Genomic DNA, 14,043 nt, shown 5'->3' on the forward strand with positions numbered 1-14,043 from the left:
TGTGACCGCTACTTACCCGCGCGATCCGCATTCGCGTGGATCGCTTCCCGGACGTACGCGGCCAACCCCGGCGTCGTCGTGTCGTAGTTCGCGGTGAACCGCGGGTCTTCGACGTACATCGTTCCGAGCCCGCGGTGGAGGTCGTATCCGCAGTCGTAGAACCACCGCGTGATGTGCTGCCGGTGCTCCTCGGCCGCGTCCATCGCGTCCGGAGCCGACGCGGGCACACCGGCCAGGAACAGGGCCGTGAATCGCGACACGTTCGCGGCGGCCTCGTCGCGGATCCGTACCCAGTCGTCCTTCGTGTACTGCCCGGTCCGCTGCTGCGACTGCCGGTAGGCCGCGGTATTGCCCCAGCGCTCCCGGACCTCCTCCTCGTACTGAGCCGGATCGTGCGAACCGAACACCTCGAACATCTCCTCCGGGGTGAGTGAAACTCCCATTTTGCGAGCCTCCATCGTCTTCTCGATGGCGGTGACCATCTGTTGCAACTCCTCGATCCGGCCGGTCAGGACGGCGTGCTGCCGCCGCAGGTGATCAACCGGATCGGCGGTGTCGAGGATCGCCGCGATCTCTTCCAGTCCGAACCCGAGCCGCCGGTAGGCGAGAATTCGCTGCAGTCGCTCGAGGTCTTCGTACGAGTACCGTCGATATCCGGCGCCCGTCCGCTCACTGGGGCACAGCAGCCCCACCTCGTCGTAGTGATGCAAGGTCCGAACCGTGACCCCGGCCTCCGCGGCGACCTGCCCTACCGACCAACTCATGAGAGCGACGGTAAGGACTCACGCCGCGTGAGGGTCAACCCGGTAAATCCCGCCTACTATGCCCATAGGAAAGGGGGGCGACATGGAGCTAGTCGTAGTCGGAGCCGGCCCCGGTGCCACCGGTCTGCTCGAGCGCCTGGTCGCCAGCGCGCCCGAGCTCTTACGAGACCGCCCCCTGAACATCACGCTGGTCGACCCGCACCCGCCGGGCGCCGGCCGGGTCTGGCGCGCCGACCAGTCGCCGTTGCTGCTGATGAACTCGATGGCCGAAGACGTCACGATGTTCCCCGACGAGACCGTCCTCGTCGACGGTCCGCTCGCTGCCGGGCCCGCGCTGCACGAGTGGGCCGACGAGACCGGTACCCCCGACGTCGACGGTCGCTCGTTCGTCAGCCGTCGCGTCCAGAGCGGCTACCTCTCCTGGGTTTTTGATCGCGTGCGTTCGGCGGCTCCGCCGAACGTCCGGATAAAAGTTCTGACGGATCGGGCGACCCGCCTGGAGGACCGACCGGACGGACGGCAGACCGTCCACCTGGCCGGAGGCGGCGATCTGCAGGCCGACGTGGTGGTTCTCGCCCTCGGTCATCTGGACGCCGAACCGACCGGCGAGAGCGCGCGGCTCGCCGGGTACGCCCGCGAACACGGCCTCACCTACGTACCGCCGGCGTACACCGCAGACCTCGACCTCGACGCGCTGACCGACGACGTACTCGTCCGCGGCTTGGGCCTCGCGTTCGTCGACCTGGTCGTGCTGCTCACCGAGGGGCGCGGCGGGCGCTACCTCGACGACGGCAGCTATCTGCCCTCGGGACGCGAGCCGCGTCTGCACGTCGGCTCCGGCCGGGGCGTTCCGTACCACGCCAAGACCGGCTACCGGCTGGTCGGAGCACCACCGCCGGTCCCCCGCTTCTTCGGCCCCGAACAGATCGACGCGCTGCTCACCGCAACGACCGGTCCGCTGGAGTTCCGCCGCGACGTCTGGCCGCTGATCGCCAAGGAGATCGGCTGGGGTTACTACCACGAGCTCTTCACCGGTCACCCCGACCGGACCACGCAGCCCTGGGACGCCTTCGCCGCCGCCTACGCCGAGGTCCCGTGGTACAGCGCCGCACGCGTCGAACTGGTGGCCGCGGCCGTTCCGGCCGACGAGGACCGTCTCGACCTCGACCGGCTCGACCGACCGTTCGCCACCACCCACTTCGCGGACGACGCCGAGGTGCAGAACGCCCTCCGTCATTACATTCAGGCGGACGTCGAACGGCGCAACGATCAGGCCTACAGCGCCGATCTCGGGGCGTTCCTGGCGCTGCTGTCGATCTACGGGCAGTTGCCGCGAGTGGTGGGAAGGCTCAGCGGCCGCAGCCAGGTCGAGGAACTCGACGGCTGGTGGCACGGCTTCTTCAGTTTCCTCGCCAGCGGGCCACCGGCGTTCCGCCTCGATCAGCTGCTCGCGCTGTCGCGGGCGGGCATCGTCCACTTTCTCGGGCCGGACGTGCGGTTCGAGGCCACGGACGGCCGCTTCCGCGCGTGCTCGCCCGCGGTGCCGGGCGTCGTCGAAGCGGACGCTCTGGTGGAGGCGCGCCTGCCCCGGCCGACAGTGGTGTCCACCGCGGACGACCTGCTGCGCGACCTGCTCGCCACCGGCCGGGGCGTCGAAGAAGTCGTCGACACGGTCTCCACCGGGCGCTTGCGCACGAGCCGGCACTACCGGGTGATCGACGCGGACGGCGACGAACACCCCCGCCGGTTCGCGATCGGCTGGTACACGAGTTCCCGGGGCGCAGCGGCGTTCGCCCGGCCCCGGACCAACGCCGCGCCGTTCCGGATGGCCGACCAGGTCGCCCGCGAGGTGCTGACCGCACTGGCCGAGAGTGTGGGCAGCGCCACCGGAAAGCGCTAGCGGAGCGCTTGCTGGCAGCTAGCACTCCGGGTAACGTGGCTGCTGTCGGGGAGGATCGGCGGAAGGGGCGAGGCTCATGACCCCGCTCAAGTCGCCACAGGATGCGGTCCGGACGCTCGGCGAGTTCATCCGTGAGCAGCGGTCGGGCTCGCAGATCTCGCTCCGTCAACTGGCCAAGCAGGCCGGCATCAGCAACCCGTACCTCAGCCAGATCGAGCGCGGGCTCCGCAAGCCGTCGGCCGAGATCCTGCAGCAGATCGCGAAGGCGCTGCGCATCTCCGCCGAGACGCTGTACGTGCATGCGGGGCTCCTCGAGAGCACCGATGGGGTGCGCACCGACGCAGCACCCGGACCGACCGCGTCCGCGATCGAGGCGGACGAGTACCTGACCGAGCGTCAGAAGCAGATCCTGCTCGAGATCTATCACTCGTTCCGGCGCGAGAACTCCGCCGGGAACACCCAAGACTGAGTATCTGGCTGTCCAGCCAGGGAGGAAATCTGTCATGGCTACTGCCAAGACCCAGACCACGAAGACCGGCAACACCGTCGAGGCCAAGGGCGACGTGAAGTTCGCACTCCCGGACGCCCGCCGGGGCCTCTACGCCTACGTCGGTGCCGCCGACTACGCGGTGGAGCAGCTCCGCGCACTGCCCCGTTACCAGGGCCAGGTCGTGGGCGTGATCCGCGCGCTTCCGCAGACGCTGCGCACCTCGTTCAGCGGCCTGCAGGGGCGGGTCAACGAGACCTACGTCGACGTGAGCGGCCGCGTGACCGACGCTTACTCCGACTTCGCGAACCGCGGCGAGAAGGTGGTCGGCAGCATCCGCAAGGACCCGGCGACCGAGAACGCCGTGGAGCAGGCCAAGACGGCCAAGTCGCAGGTCAAGGCCGCCCGCACGTCGGTGAGGAAGGCCGCGTCGGAGGCCGGGACCGCCACGGGGAAGGCCGGCGACAAGATCGGCTGATCTGTCAGGGAATGGCCGGGGCGCCGTTGGCGCCCCGGCCTTTCTGTGTCGAGAGTCACAGTTGACCTTTACGTCAGTGGGGCCCACCCTCGATCGCACCCCCGTCGGCACCATCAGGAGGTGGGACGATGAAGTCCACTCTCGGTTCAGCCTGGACCTGCGTCGACGATCGAGGGCCTTCGGCCTGATTCGGACGGGCGTGGGGGCCGTTCGGGGGTTCCGGCTCCTCTGACCTTTGTGGTCCGATACGGCACGTGTCCTGGCGCGAGCGCGACCCAGTACAGCGCGGCCTGTACGAGACCGTCCCGGCCGAGACGATGCGCCTGCTCGAAGCACGCGGACGCCGGGCCGAACTCCGCTCGGGCGAACGCCTGATGACGATCGGCGATCCGTCGGAACACGTCTACCTGGTCCAGTCCGGCTACGTGAAAGTGCTGGTCGACGGCCCGGACGGCGACGTCGCGCTGGTCGCGGTGCGTGGGCGCGGCGACCTGCTCGGCGAGTTCGGCGCGTCCACGGGGCGGCTGCGGACGGCGTCGGTGATCGCGGCCGGCCCGGTGCGGGCGGTGGTGCTCGCGGCGTCCGAGTACCGCGAGTTCCTGAGCGCCCGGCCCGAGGTGCACGCCGCGGTCGACGCGGCGGTGATCGACAAGATGAGCCTGTCCACCCGGCGCCGCCTGGAGTACGCGCGCGGGCACGGCGCGGTGCGTCTGGCCCGGGCGATCCGGGACATGGCGCTCGACTTCGGCCGGTTGGAGAAGGGTGTCGTCGTGATCCCGGTACCGCTGTCGCAAGCGGACTGGGCGGCGATCGTCGGCGTGACCGAGCGGCGGCTGAGCACGCTGCTCGCAGGGCTCGTCGAGGCCCGGGCCGTGCGGACCCGGACGAACTCCGTGATGGTGTCGGACTTCCCGCTGCTGGAGAGCCTGGCGAAGTCCCAGCGCTAGATCCCGAAATTCTTCGGGGGCGGTTGCCTGCGCGTCGGCTGCAATAGGAATGTCCGATCCGGCGCGAAGGCGACGGTCGCCCTCGGCGGGGAGGGGGAGCGGAGGGCGACGGTCGTCGTCGCGGTCGGGCGGCGTGTGACGGGGGACGGGCCGGCCGTCGGATGGGGGTGGACGGTCGGCCCGGGCGGGGGGCGGGCGCGGGCCGGTCGTCGGATCGGGGAGGACGACGACCGGCCCGACGCCCGGAGAATCTTCCGCTCAGAGGCGTTCGCCGGCCCGGATTCGTTCGAGGCCCAGCCAGATGAACTCGACGGCCATCGACTCGGCGCGCTCGCGCGGCACCTCCGGATGGTCCAGCCACCAGGAGATCAGCGACATCAGGCCGCCGGTGACTATCGGGGCGAACAGCGTCACCACCGGCTCCGCCGCAGCCAGCCGGGTCGGGTTGTTCCGCCGGTTCAACAGCATCAGGTCGACGATGATCGCGCCCAGGTCGTCGCGCAGGCCACGCAGCTCGTCGCCGACCTCCGGCTTGTCGAAGTGCCGGATGATCACCGCCCACGCGCTCGGCTGCTCGGTCGCGAAGTCGAACAGGGTCTTCGCCAGTACCCGCATCCGGTCGAGTCCCGGGTCGCCGGGCTTCGTCACCGCGTGCAGTTGCCGCGACAACCCGTCGACGATGGCCGCGGTGACCGCGGCGAACAGCTCCTCTTTCGACTCGAAGTGCTGGTAGAGCAGACCCTTCGACACCCCGGCGGCGGCCGCCACGTGCTCCATCTGCGTCAGATGGAACCCGCGGCGGCCGAACTCGTCGACGGCCGTGGCCAGCAGCTGTTCCCGGCGCGAGGCCGAGGTGAGCCGGCGCCTCACTTGCCCAGGTAGGGAGCTAGCTCGGTACGCGCGACCGACATGATGTGCACTTCGTCCGGGCCGTCGGCCAGGCGTAGCGTCCGCAGGCCGGCGTACGAGCGCGCCAGCGGGAAGTCGCCGCTCACGCCGCCGCCGCCGTGCACCTGGATCGCTTTGTCGAGCACGGCCGTCGCCATCTGCGGCACGACGACCTTGATCGCCGCGACCTCGGTGCGGGCGGCCTGGAACCCCTTCTTGTCGATCAGCCAGGCCGTCTTGAGCGTCAGCAGCCGGGCCTGCTCGATCGCCATCCGGGATTCCGCGATCCACTGCTGGACGACGCCTTGGCGGGCCAGCTCCTTGCCGAACGCCACCCGCGAGACGGCGCGGCGGCACATCGCGTCCAGAGCGCGTTCGGCCATACCGATCGCCCGCATGCAGTGGTGGATCCGGCCGGGACCCAGACGCTTCTGGGCCAGCGCGAAAGCGCTGTTCTCCTCGCCGAGCCGGTTCGTGACCGGAACCCGGACGTCGGTGAGCCGGATCTCGCAGTGGCCGTGCTGGTCGTGGTAGCCGAAGACGGAGAGGTCGCGGACGACCTCCAGACCGGGCGAGTCCATCGGGACCAGCACCATCGACTGCTGCGCGTAGCTCGGACCGTCCGGATTCGTCTTGCCCATCAGGATCATGACCTTGCACCGCGGGTCGGCCGCGCCGCTGGTCCACCACTTCCGGCCGTTGATCACGTAGTCGTCGCCGTCGCGGACGACGCTCGTGCTGATGTTCCGGGCGTCCGAGCTGGCGACGTCCGGCTCGGTCATCCCGAAGCAGCTACGGATGTCGCCGTTGAGCAGCGGCTCGAGCCAGGTCTTCTTCTGCTCGTCGGTGCCGAACAGGTGGAGGAGCTCCATGTTGCCGGTGTCGGGCGCGGCGCAGTTCGTCGCCTCGGGCGCGAGGTGGATCGAGCGTCCGGTGATCTCGGCGAGCGACGCGTAGTCGGTGACGCTCAGGCCGTGCGCGGGGTCGTCCGCGTCCGGAAGGAACAGGTTCCACAGGCCGCGGGCGCGCGCTTCGCGCTTGAGGTCCTCGACGATCGGCGGGACGTCGTGCGGCCGATCGGCGGCGATCAGCTCGGCGCGCTGGGTCTCGTAGACGGGTTCAGCGGGGTAGACGTGCGAATCCATGAACTCGGTCAGGCGGACGATGTACTCCTGCGCTCGGGCGCTCGGATCGAAATCCATCGGTGCTCCCCTCGAAGTACGTCCCAAAGTAACCGACGAGTCAGTAAGTTAATAGGGACTCGAGGACGCGGAGGAGGATCCGATGGCTAAGGCAGCCTGGGTTACCGGTGGCGCCGGCGGGATCGGCGCCGCCGTCGCGCGCCGACTGGCCGCGCAGGACTATCGCGTGCTGGTCACCGACGTCGACGAAGACGGTGGCGCGGCGGTGGCGGAAGAAATCGGCGGGGTGTTCCGCCGTTGTGACGTGACCGTGCCCGACGACAGCCTGTCCGCCGTGTCGGCCGCGGTTTCCGAGTTCGGGGGGCTGGACCTCGCGTTCCTGAACGCGGGCGTCGCCACCCGGTTCGGGCTCGAGGAGGGGTTCTCGCCCGAGGCGTACCGCAAGGTCATGGCGATCAACCTCGACGGGGTCGTCTACGGCGTGCACGCGGCGCTGCCCGCGTTGAAGGCGCGTGGTGGCGGCAACATCGTCGCGACCGCGAGCCTCGCCGGGCTGACCGCGGTGCCGTTCGACCCGATCTACGGCGCGAACAAGGCCGCGGTGGTCGGGCTGGTGCGCGCGCTGGGGCCGGTGTACGCGGAGTCGGGGATCCGGGTGAACGCTCTGTGCCCCTCGTTCGCGGAAACGGCGATCATCTCCACCGTCCGGGACGCTCTGATCGGTGCCGGGGTCCCGCTGCTCGAGGTCTCCGACGTAGTGGCGGCGTTCGACGCGATCCTGGCCGGTCAGGGCACCGGCGAAGCCTGGTTCGTGCAGGTGGGGCGGGCCCCGGAGCCGTTCGCGTTCCGCAACGTCCCCGGCCCGCGGACCGGCGCCGGCGACAAGGCACCGTCGGCCGATACTTCTGTTCAAGCTGCCTTCCAGGAGGGCTGATGAAGGCCGTTCAGATCACGTCGTTCGGTGGACCCGAGGTCCTGGTGGTGCGGGATCTGCCGGATCCGGAGGCGTCCGAATTTCTTCTGGACGTCTCCCGGGCCGGCGTCAATTACGCCGACACCCACCAGGCCGAGAACTCGTACCTGTCACCGGCCTCGTTGCCGCTGGTACCGGGGGCCGAGGTCGTCGGGCGGCTGCCGGACGGCCGGCGGATGGTCTCGCTCCTGGCCGGCGGTGGCGGGTACGCCGAGAAGGCGCTGATCGAGCCGGCGCTGTCGTTCGACGTCCCGGACGGGATCGACGACACGACCGCGCTGGCGATGGTGGTGCAGGGCGCGTCGGCGTGGCTGCTGCTGCGGCGCTCGGCGGTGCTGAACCCCGGCGAGTCGGTGGTGGTGCACGCCGCGGCCGGTGGCGTCGGGTCGCTGGCCGTGCAGCTGGCGCGGGCCTGGGGAGCCGGGCGGATCATCGCGACGGCGTCTTCTTCGTCGAAGCGCGAATTGGCCCTGTCGCTCGGGGCCGACGTCGCCATCGATTCGCGGTCGGAGGACATGACGTCCGCGCTGCGCGAAGCGAACGGCGGGAAGCGGGTCGACGTCGTGCTGGACATGACCGGCGGACGGGTCACCGACCAGAGCCTGAAGGCGCTGGCGCCGTTCGGGCGGCTGGCGTTCTACGGCATGGCGAGCCGGGAGCAGCCGAGCCCGGTCGCTCCGGGCAACCTGCTGGCGCACTCGACCACGGTGGCCGGCATGTGGCTCGCACACGCCTTCCTGCTGCCCGGCGACGTGCTGCGGCCGGCGATCGCGGAGCTGTTCGAGATGGTCCTCGACGGTCGGCTGAAGGCCGTGCCCGGCGGGGAGTACCCGCTGTCCGAGGCGCGGCTGGCCCACGAGGCGCTGCGTTCCCGGGCCACCGTCGGCAAGCTCGTTCTCGACCCGTCTCTGTGAAGGAGTCCGTGTGGACATCAACCTCGAAGGACGCGTAGCGGTCGTCACCGGCGCCTCCCGCGGCATCGGTGCGGCCATCGCGACGGCCTACGTCCAGGCCGGCGCGCAGGTCGTCATCACCGCTCGCAAGCCCGAGGGGCTGTCGAAGGCGGCGGCCGAGATCGGCGGGGACGTGCACGCGATCGCCGCGCACGCGGGCAAGGAAGACGACGCCGCGCGGGTGGTCGCGGAGACGCTCGAGAAGTTCGGGCGGCTCGACATCCTGGTCAACAACGCGGCGACCAACCCGTACATGGGCCCGGTGATCGACGCCGAGCTCCCGGCCTGGGACAAGACGTTCGAGGTGAACCTGCGCGGTCCGCTGATCTGGGCGCAGGCCGCGTACCGGGGGTGGATGAAGGAGCACGGCGGCTCGATCATCAACATCTCGAGCATCGACGGGCTGAGCGCGGGCGGGCCGCTCGCGGTGTACGGCGTCACGAAGTCGGCGCTGATCTTCCTGACCCAGCAGCTCGCGACCGAGGTCGGCCCGGGGGTGCGCGTGAACGTGCTCGCGCCCGGCCTGGTCAAGACGGATTTCGCGCGGGCGCTCTGGGAGGGGGCCGGCGAGGACGCCAAGTTCCCCTGGCCGCTCCAGCGCCTGGGCCGGCCGGAAGACATCGCCAACGCCGCGCTGTTCCTGGCCAGCGACGCGTCGTCGTGGGTGACCGGAGGCCTCTTCGTCATCGACGGCGGCGGCTCCCTAGGCGGCCCCTTCTCCTGAAGTGGGCGGCCCGCCGAGAACGAGGCTGACGGCCTCGCGCGACGACTTGAGACACCGAGGCCAAGGTCGCGGCGTCGTCGCGCGAGGACGTCAGCCTCGCCCTCGGCGGGCTCCAGGTCAGTACGCCGGGCTTCGGGCGTCGGGGTCAGGGGGCGTAGGGCGTAGCGGGGGGCGGGGCGGACGCTGTGGGACGGTGACCGTTGAGCCGGCCCATCCCCGCCGGGCCGGCCCAACGCTCCGAGGTCAGCCGGCTGAGGTCGAGAGCCCGGTCTCCTCGGCCCCCGCCGTTCCGGACCCCGTCGTCCCGGACTCTGCCGTGCCGGAGTCGGGGGCGGGTCGGGCGTGCCTCAGGTCTTGCTTCTGACCGCCCTTCGGCAGGTACTTCTGGCAGGCCCGCTCAGCAGCCTTGTACTTCGAACTCTCCGGGTCGATGCCCAGCTTGTTCGCGTCGATGGACAACTCGCCGGTCGACTTCGGCATCGGGAAGTTCGAGATACCGCGCGCCCGCATGCACCGGGCCAGCTTCACGAGCTGTCCCCGGTTCTTGGTGCCGACCTTGACGCCCTTCTTCGCGCCCTTGGGCGGCGCGTATTTGCGACATTTCTCGGTCGCTGCGTCGACCTTGTCCGTGCGGAAGCCCTCGGGCAGTCGCAGGCTGATCGTGGTTTTACCGCCGGACTCCTCGGTGACCTTCGGGTCGGGAAAGTCCGGGACGCCGTTTCGCCGCACGCAGGCCGAGAACTTCCGGGCCTCTGCCACCGCGTCACCGCCGGTCGACGTGTAGCCGAACGACGTCGACCCTCCGGCGTTGCCCGACGGGGGCGGGGTGCTCTCGCCGGCGACCGCAGCGCTCGCCGACCCGATGAGGGTCACCGCCGTCAGTGCTCCTACTGCCAGCATCGTCTTGATTCGCATCTACCTTCTCCTTTCGAACTGAAGTGGTGGATGGATTCGAGCGAACGGCGTGCTTCTGAGGCGTTTCTGATTTTGGTAACGCCGGAGAAACGCCCGCACGGGTCACTATGGAGGGATGCGGATCCTGGTCGTCGAGGACGAACCGCTGCTCGCCGATGCGATCGCGGAGTGGTTACGCGGCGAGGCGCACGCAGTGGACATCGCTCACGATGGTGGCGCCGCTCTCGAACGGGTCGAGGTGCACGGCTACGACGTCATCGTGCTCGACCGCGACCTGCCGATCGTCCATGGCGACGACGTCTGCCGCAGCGTGGTCGGCGCGCACCCGGACGTCCGAATCTTGTTGTTGACGGCCGCGGCGGAGATCGACGACCGGGTCACCGGTCTCGCGCTCGGCGCGGACGACTACCTACCGAAACCGTTCGCGTTCCCCGAGCTGGCCGCGCGGGTGACCGCGCTCGGCCGGCGCTCGCGGCCGGCCGCGCCACCGGTGCTGCAGAGAGCCGGTATTCGGCTGGATCCGCATCGGCGGGAAGTGTTTCGCGACGGTCGGTACGTACCGTTGTCGCGGAAGGAGTTCGCCGTGCTGGCGGAGTTGTTGCGGGCGGACGGCACCGCGGTGTCAGCGGAGCACCTGCTCGAGAAGGCCTGGGACGAGAACGCGGATCCGTTCACCAACGCGGTGCGGCTGACGATCCTGAAGCTACGCCGCAAGCTCGGCGAGCCTCCGATCGTGCAGACCGAGACCGGGGTGGGGTATCGGATCCCATGAGCGGGCTCACGCTGCGGTTGCGGTTGGCGATGGTGTACGGCGGTCTGTTCCTGCTGTCCGGGGTGTTGCTGCTCGGGGTGACGTACGCGCTGGTCGCGCAGCAACTGCCCCGGACGACCGAAGGCACGGCGCTCCAGACGGGCGGCGGTCCGGCGTCCGATCCGGAAGGGCTGGTACGCGAGGTTCGCGGCGATGCCGCGCACGACGCACTCACCGCGCTGCTGACGCAGGGTGGGATCGCGTTGGTCGTGGTGGCAGTGGCGGCGACCGCATTCGGGTGGCTGATCGCCGGTCGGATGTTGCAGCCGTTGCAGCAGGTCACCGAGACCGCGCGGCGGATCGCTGACGCGCCGGCGGCCAATCGTGGTCTGCACGAACGGATCGCCCTGTCCGGTCCGGACGACGAGATCAAGGAGTTGGCCGACACTTTCGACGTCATGCTCGAGCGGCTCGACCACTCCTTCGACAGTGAGCGTCGATTCATCGCGAACGCGTCGCACGAGCTGAGGACGCCGCTGACGCTGAATCGAGCGTTGCTGGAGGTGACGCTGCATCGGCGGGCGCCGTCGCCGGAGGTCCGGGCGTTGGCCGAGACGCTGCTGGCGATCAATGGGCGGCACGAACGGCTGATCGATGGGCTGTTGTTGTTGGCGCGCTCGGACCGGGAGCTCGAGGAGAGGTATCCGGTTGATTTGGCGGATATCGCCGACCATGTGCTGGGGGCGGTTTCTGCGGGGTCGGTGACGGTGTTGGCGAAGCTGGAGGAGGCGCCGACGGCGGGGAATCCGGTGTTGCTGGAGAGGTTGGTGCAGAACCTGGTGGAGAACGGGTTGCGGTACAACCTGGAGGAGGGTGGTCGGTTGGAGGTCTTGACCGGGCGCTTCGGGGGTGGGGTGCGCTTGGAGGTCCGGAACACCGGGCCAGTGGTCCCGCGCTACGAGATCCCGGGCCTCTTCCAGCCCTTCCGACGTCTCTCGTCCGAGCGGGTCGCCGGTACTCCAGGCACTGGTTTGGGCCTTTCTATCGTGCAGGCCATCGCCCATGCCCACGACGGCTCGATCTCTTCCGCACCCGGCGCGGCCGGAGGCCTGACGATAACGGTGTCGTTTCCAGCCGATCCCCCGGAGACATCGCCCTACGACACTTCTCCGACGACCTGATACGGCAGCGGCAGTTGGCCGCGGCCGGGTGCTCCGGTCCCGCGGACATGGTTGTCGATGGAGAGTTGCTGGTGCTATCGCGCGGGTGATGTTCCATCGATCTCGGCGTTTCCTCGAATGGTTCGCCCGCAGTACTAAGGGACGTCTCGCCTGTCGCCGGCCGAGTTCGCCGGCTCGTGCGGCTGGTCGCCGACCGCAGCGGCGAGGAGATCCAGCACCCTGGCCGCCCTTCCCGAAGAACTACCGGACCCCACCAACCTCCAGCCGGGACCCGCCGGGTCCTCGCGGTCGGCCAGCCGCAGCCGGGCAACCGCAGCGACGCCCTCGCCTTCCGCGACTCCTGAATGACAGCGGCGTCCAGTCGTGGTCGGCGGCGCCTACCTAGGCGATCGCGAAGTTGTCTCGTTCCGTCATCACCTTGCTCCACAACCGAGCCTCGCCAGATGACCTCCGGCCCCACCACTGGCCGCGATCGAGTTGGCCCATTGGGGGGCTTGACAATCTATTCGCTGGGTCAAAATGCGGCAGCCAAACGCGTTGAGCCGACCCATCACCCATTGGTACGTAGGAATCTTCGATAGAAGATCTGCTTACTGCGATTGTCGGTCAATGGGTTCGAATCTCCGGTGCGCTTTCGACATTGGCCATCCCCTCCTGATTCCTGAACCGGCCACCCAATCGGGGCTCAGGCAGTCGACGTCGGCCCTACTCGGGTAGCTGGAGCGGATTCCATGCCATCTCGCGAGGGACAGCCATGGTCGCTCGACGAATACCTCATCGTCGGCGAACTCTGGAAGCGTAGGGGTCGCGCAGTTGGGCGAAGCGACTCCGAGGTACTCGAACTGGCCGACCTGCTGGGGCGCTCTCCAGGCTCGATCAGCTATCGGGTCGGCAACTTCGCGGGCACGGACCACCCGGGCCGAGGCCTCAAACCCCTCACCGGCACACCCTTGCGGGAGTGGGAGAAGGTCCGCGACGATCCCGCTGCCCTGCTCGCGGCGGTTCGAGACGCACGCGCGCGACTCGCGTCGGCCCGTGGCGGCCAGCCCGCCAACGAACTCCGCAGCGAACGAGACCTTCGCATCGTTCCGCCGGAAAAGCCCAGTACCGAGGCCATTTTCTATTTGAGTGAAGAGCGCGCGACAGAAGCCACCCAGACCGAGGCGATTCTCCGAGAGAAGTTCCGGAGCTGGCGAGATCCGAACGGTGATCGACTCGAGGGTATCGAGATCCCCGTGGGAGGGTCGACACTTCGAGTCGATCTGTACGATCAGGCCAGCAGCCTGCTTATCGAGGTCAAGGCCAAGCCTGACCGCTTTCACCTTCGACTGGCGGTCGGGCAGCTCTTCGATTACAGGCGCTACTTGAAGCGATCCGATATCGACGCCAACTTGGCCGTCCTTGTGCCCGAACCACCCTCCGCCGATCTCATGGACCTCCTGAACTCGGCGAACATCGGGGCCATCTGGCCGACTGCGGACAGCTTCTCGGATTCCGAAGGCGGACTCCTGCTGAATCCAACGACTGATACGACGTGGGTTGGCACCGCGGCGGCCATACAGCTGGAGGCGGAGGGCGAGTGACAAGTCCAGTCCCAGGAGAGACGGGCACGGACACGAGTTGTCGGTCAAGCAGTTCCGCCGGCTGGTGAGAATGGTGTAGTGCCGAGCCGCGAAGGCCGCGGGGATGGGTGCCCAGGCCGGCCTTGGTGTCCGCCACTGACCGATCGGGCGCGACTTTGCTAATTGGCGCTACCTCGATTTCCGTGGCTCGAGGATCGCGGCAAACTGTGGCCCGACAATGGTGAGTCTACTCACTAGTAACGGCTAAGGCTCATTAAGAACGTCGTCCAATAGCTTTGCGTTTGCGGCTCTGACAGATGAATGAAGCACCTGTCAGATTTATCAGGCTTCTCACCTGGTCGTCGGGACGACGTGACA

The 14,043-nt window shown here is 68.8% G+C and carries 14 protein-coding genes; 10 read left to right on the forward strand and 4 right to left on the reverse strand.

Annotated features, from left to right (window positions below; genetic code table 11):
* Positions 1-8: 8 nt before the first annotated feature.
* On the reverse strand, positions 9-764 hold the full coding sequence (locus ACIBZJ_RS17295; RefSeq protein ID WP_395930523.1) for a MerR family transcriptional regulator: 756 nt from the start codon (positions 762-764) through the stop codon (positions 9-11).
* Positions 765-846: 82 nt separating this feature from the next.
* On the opposite strand from ACIBZJ_RS17295, the gene ACIBZJ_RS17300 reads away from it, so the two are divergent.
* The 4 genes from ACIBZJ_RS17300 to ACIBZJ_RS17315 all read left to right on the forward strand — a co-directional run bounded on the left by ACIBZJ_RS17300 (position 847) and on the right by ACIBZJ_RS17315 (position 4,576).
* On the forward strand, positions 847-2,664 hold the full coding sequence (locus ACIBZJ_RS17300) for an FAD/NAD(P)-binding protein (RefSeq protein WP_395930525.1): 1,818 nt from the start codon (positions 847-849) through the stop codon (positions 2,662-2,664).
* Positions 2,665-2,740: 76 nt separating this feature from the next.
* The gene (locus ACIBZJ_RS17305) at positions 2,741-3,133 is read left to right on the forward strand and encodes a helix-turn-helix domain-containing protein (protein WP_395930527.1); all 393 of its coding nucleotides are present in this window, start codon (positions 2,741-2,743) and stop codon (positions 3,131-3,133) included.
* A gap of 34 nt (positions 3,134-3,167) precedes the next feature.
* Entirely contained in the window at positions 3,168-3,629 is a 462-nt protein-coding gene (locus ACIBZJ_RS17310) for a hypothetical protein (protein ID WP_395930529.1), read from the forward strand.
* Between the two features lie 254 nt (positions 3,630-3,883).
* On the forward strand, positions 3,884-4,576 hold the full coding sequence (locus ACIBZJ_RS17315; protein ID WP_395930531.1) for a Crp/Fnr family transcriptional regulator: 693 nt from the start codon (positions 3,884-3,886) through the stop codon (positions 4,574-4,576).
* Between the two features lie 258 nt (positions 4,577-4,834).
* Here the strand turns inward: ACIBZJ_RS17315 and ACIBZJ_RS17320 are convergent, their stop codons facing one another.
* Together ACIBZJ_RS17320 and ACIBZJ_RS17325 are read right to left on the reverse strand one after the other, a co-directional pair.
* Complete coding sequence (locus tag ACIBZJ_RS17320; protein WP_395930533.1) at positions 4,835-5,446, reverse strand: TetR/AcrR family transcriptional regulator; 612 nt, start codon at positions 5,444-5,446, stop codon at positions 4,835-4,837.
* The gene (locus ACIBZJ_RS17325) at positions 5,443-6,666 is read right to left on the reverse strand and encodes an acyl-CoA dehydrogenase family protein (RefSeq protein ID WP_395930535.1); all 1,224 of its coding nucleotides are present in this window, start codon (positions 6,664-6,666) and stop codon (positions 5,443-5,445) included. Before ACIBZJ_RS17325 ends, ACIBZJ_RS17320 begins: the two co-directional genes overlap by 4 nt.
* Positions 6,667-6,748: 82 nt before the next feature.
* Here ACIBZJ_RS17325 and ACIBZJ_RS17330 point away from each other — a divergent pair, with 82 nt between their 5' ends.
* From ACIBZJ_RS17330 to ACIBZJ_RS17340, 3 genes are read left to right on the forward strand one after another with little or no spacing between them, the layout of a single operon-like run.
* On the forward strand, positions 6,749-7,540 hold the full coding sequence (locus tag ACIBZJ_RS17330) for an SDR family oxidoreductase (RefSeq protein WP_395930537.1): 792 nt from the start codon (positions 6,749-6,751) through the stop codon (positions 7,538-7,540).
* Positions 7,540-8,493: a zinc-binding alcohol dehydrogenase family protein gene (locus ACIBZJ_RS17335; RefSeq protein WP_395930539.1), complete on the forward strand. Its 954-nt coding sequence runs from the start codon at positions 7,540-7,542 to the stop codon at positions 8,491-8,493. Before ACIBZJ_RS17330 ends, ACIBZJ_RS17335 begins: the two co-directional genes overlap by 1 nt.
* A 10-nt stretch (positions 8,494-8,503) precedes the next feature.
* Complete coding sequence (locus ACIBZJ_RS17340) at positions 8,504-9,256, forward strand: SDR family oxidoreductase (protein WP_395930541.1); 753 nt, start codon at positions 8,504-8,506, stop codon at positions 9,254-9,256.
* A 243-nt stretch (positions 9,257-9,499) separates the two neighbouring features.
* Here ACIBZJ_RS17340 and ACIBZJ_RS17345 read toward each other — a convergent pair whose 3' ends face one another.
* Positions 9,500-10,171: a hypothetical protein gene (locus ACIBZJ_RS17345; RefSeq protein WP_395930543.1), complete on the reverse strand. Its 672-nt coding sequence runs from the start codon at positions 10,169-10,171 to the stop codon at positions 9,500-9,502.
* A gap of 115 nt (positions 10,172-10,286) precedes the next feature.
* Here ACIBZJ_RS17345 and ACIBZJ_RS17350 point away from each other — a divergent pair, with 115 nt between their 5' ends.
* The 3 genes from ACIBZJ_RS17350 to ACIBZJ_RS17360 all read left to right on the forward strand — a co-directional run bounded on the left by ACIBZJ_RS17350 (position 10,287) and on the right by ACIBZJ_RS17360 (position 13,686).
* Positions 10,287-10,943, forward strand: a complete 657-nt coding sequence (locus ACIBZJ_RS17350) for a response regulator transcription factor (protein WP_395930545.1) — start codon at positions 10,287-10,289, stop codon at positions 10,941-10,943.
* A 29-nt stretch (positions 10,944-10,972) separates the two neighbouring features.
* Positions 10,973-12,103, forward strand: a complete 1,131-nt coding sequence (locus ACIBZJ_RS17355) for a sensor histidine kinase (protein WP_395931244.1) — start codon at positions 10,973-10,975, stop codon at positions 12,101-12,103.
* A 731-nt stretch (positions 12,104-12,834) separates the two neighbouring features.
* Complete coding sequence (locus ACIBZJ_RS17360; protein WP_395930547.1) at positions 12,835-13,686, forward strand: hypothetical protein; 852 nt, start codon at positions 12,835-12,837, stop codon at positions 13,684-13,686.
* Positions 13,687-14,043: the final 357 nt, after the last annotated feature.

The sequence above is a fragment of the Cryptosporangium sp. NPDC051539 genome (genome assembly GCF_044454545.1).
Taxonomy (GTDB): Bacteria; Actinomycetota; Actinomycetes; order Mycobacteriales; family Cryptosporangiaceae; genus Cryptosporangium.

What these genes read in the sequence shown, in the direction of transcription:
- ACIBZJ_RS17335 (WP_395930539.1), top strand. Translation starts at nt 7,540, where the DNA reads ATGAAGGCCGTTCAGATCACGTCGTTCGGTGGACCCGAGGTCCTGGTG.
- ACIBZJ_RS17300 (WP_395930525.1), top strand. Translation starts at nt 847, where the DNA reads ATGGAGCTAGTCGTAGTCGGAGCCGGCCCCGGTGCCACCGGTCTGCTC.
- ACIBZJ_RS17310 (WP_395930529.1), top strand. Translation starts at nt 3,168, where the DNA reads ATGGCTACTGCCAAGACCCAGACCACGAAGACCGGCAACACCGTCGAG.
- ACIBZJ_RS17325 (WP_395930535.1), bottom strand. Translation starts at nt 6,666, where the DNA reads ATGGATTTCGATCCGAGCGCCCGAGCGCAGGAGTACATCGTCCGCCTG.
- ACIBZJ_RS17305 (WP_395930527.1), top strand. Translation starts at nt 2,741, where the DNA reads ATGACCCCGCTCAAGTCGCCACAGGATGCGGTCCGGACGCTCGGCGAG.
- ACIBZJ_RS17345 (WP_395930543.1), bottom strand. Translation starts at nt 10,171, where the DNA reads ATGCGAATCAAGACGATGCTGGCAGTAGGAGCACTGACGGCGGTGACC.
- ACIBZJ_RS17330 (WP_395930537.1), top strand. Translation starts at nt 6,749, where the DNA reads ATGGCTAAGGCAGCCTGGGTTACCGGTGGCGCCGGCGGGATCGGCGCC.
- ACIBZJ_RS17350 (WP_395930545.1), top strand. Translation starts at nt 10,287, where the DNA reads ATGCGGATCCTGGTCGTCGAGGACGAACCGCTGCTCGCCGATGCGATC.
- ACIBZJ_RS17355 (WP_395931244.1), top strand. Translation starts at nt 10,973, where the DNA reads ATGGTGTACGGCGGTCTGTTCCTGCTGTCCGGGGTGTTGCTGCTCGGG.
- ACIBZJ_RS17295 (WP_395930523.1), bottom strand. Translation starts at nt 764, where the DNA reads ATGAGTTGGTCGGTAGGGCAGGTCGCCGCGGAGGCCGGGGTCACGGTT.
- ACIBZJ_RS17360 (WP_395930547.1), top strand. Translation starts at nt 12,835, where the DNA reads ATGCCATCTCGCGAGGGACAGCCATGGTCGCTCGACGAATACCTCATC.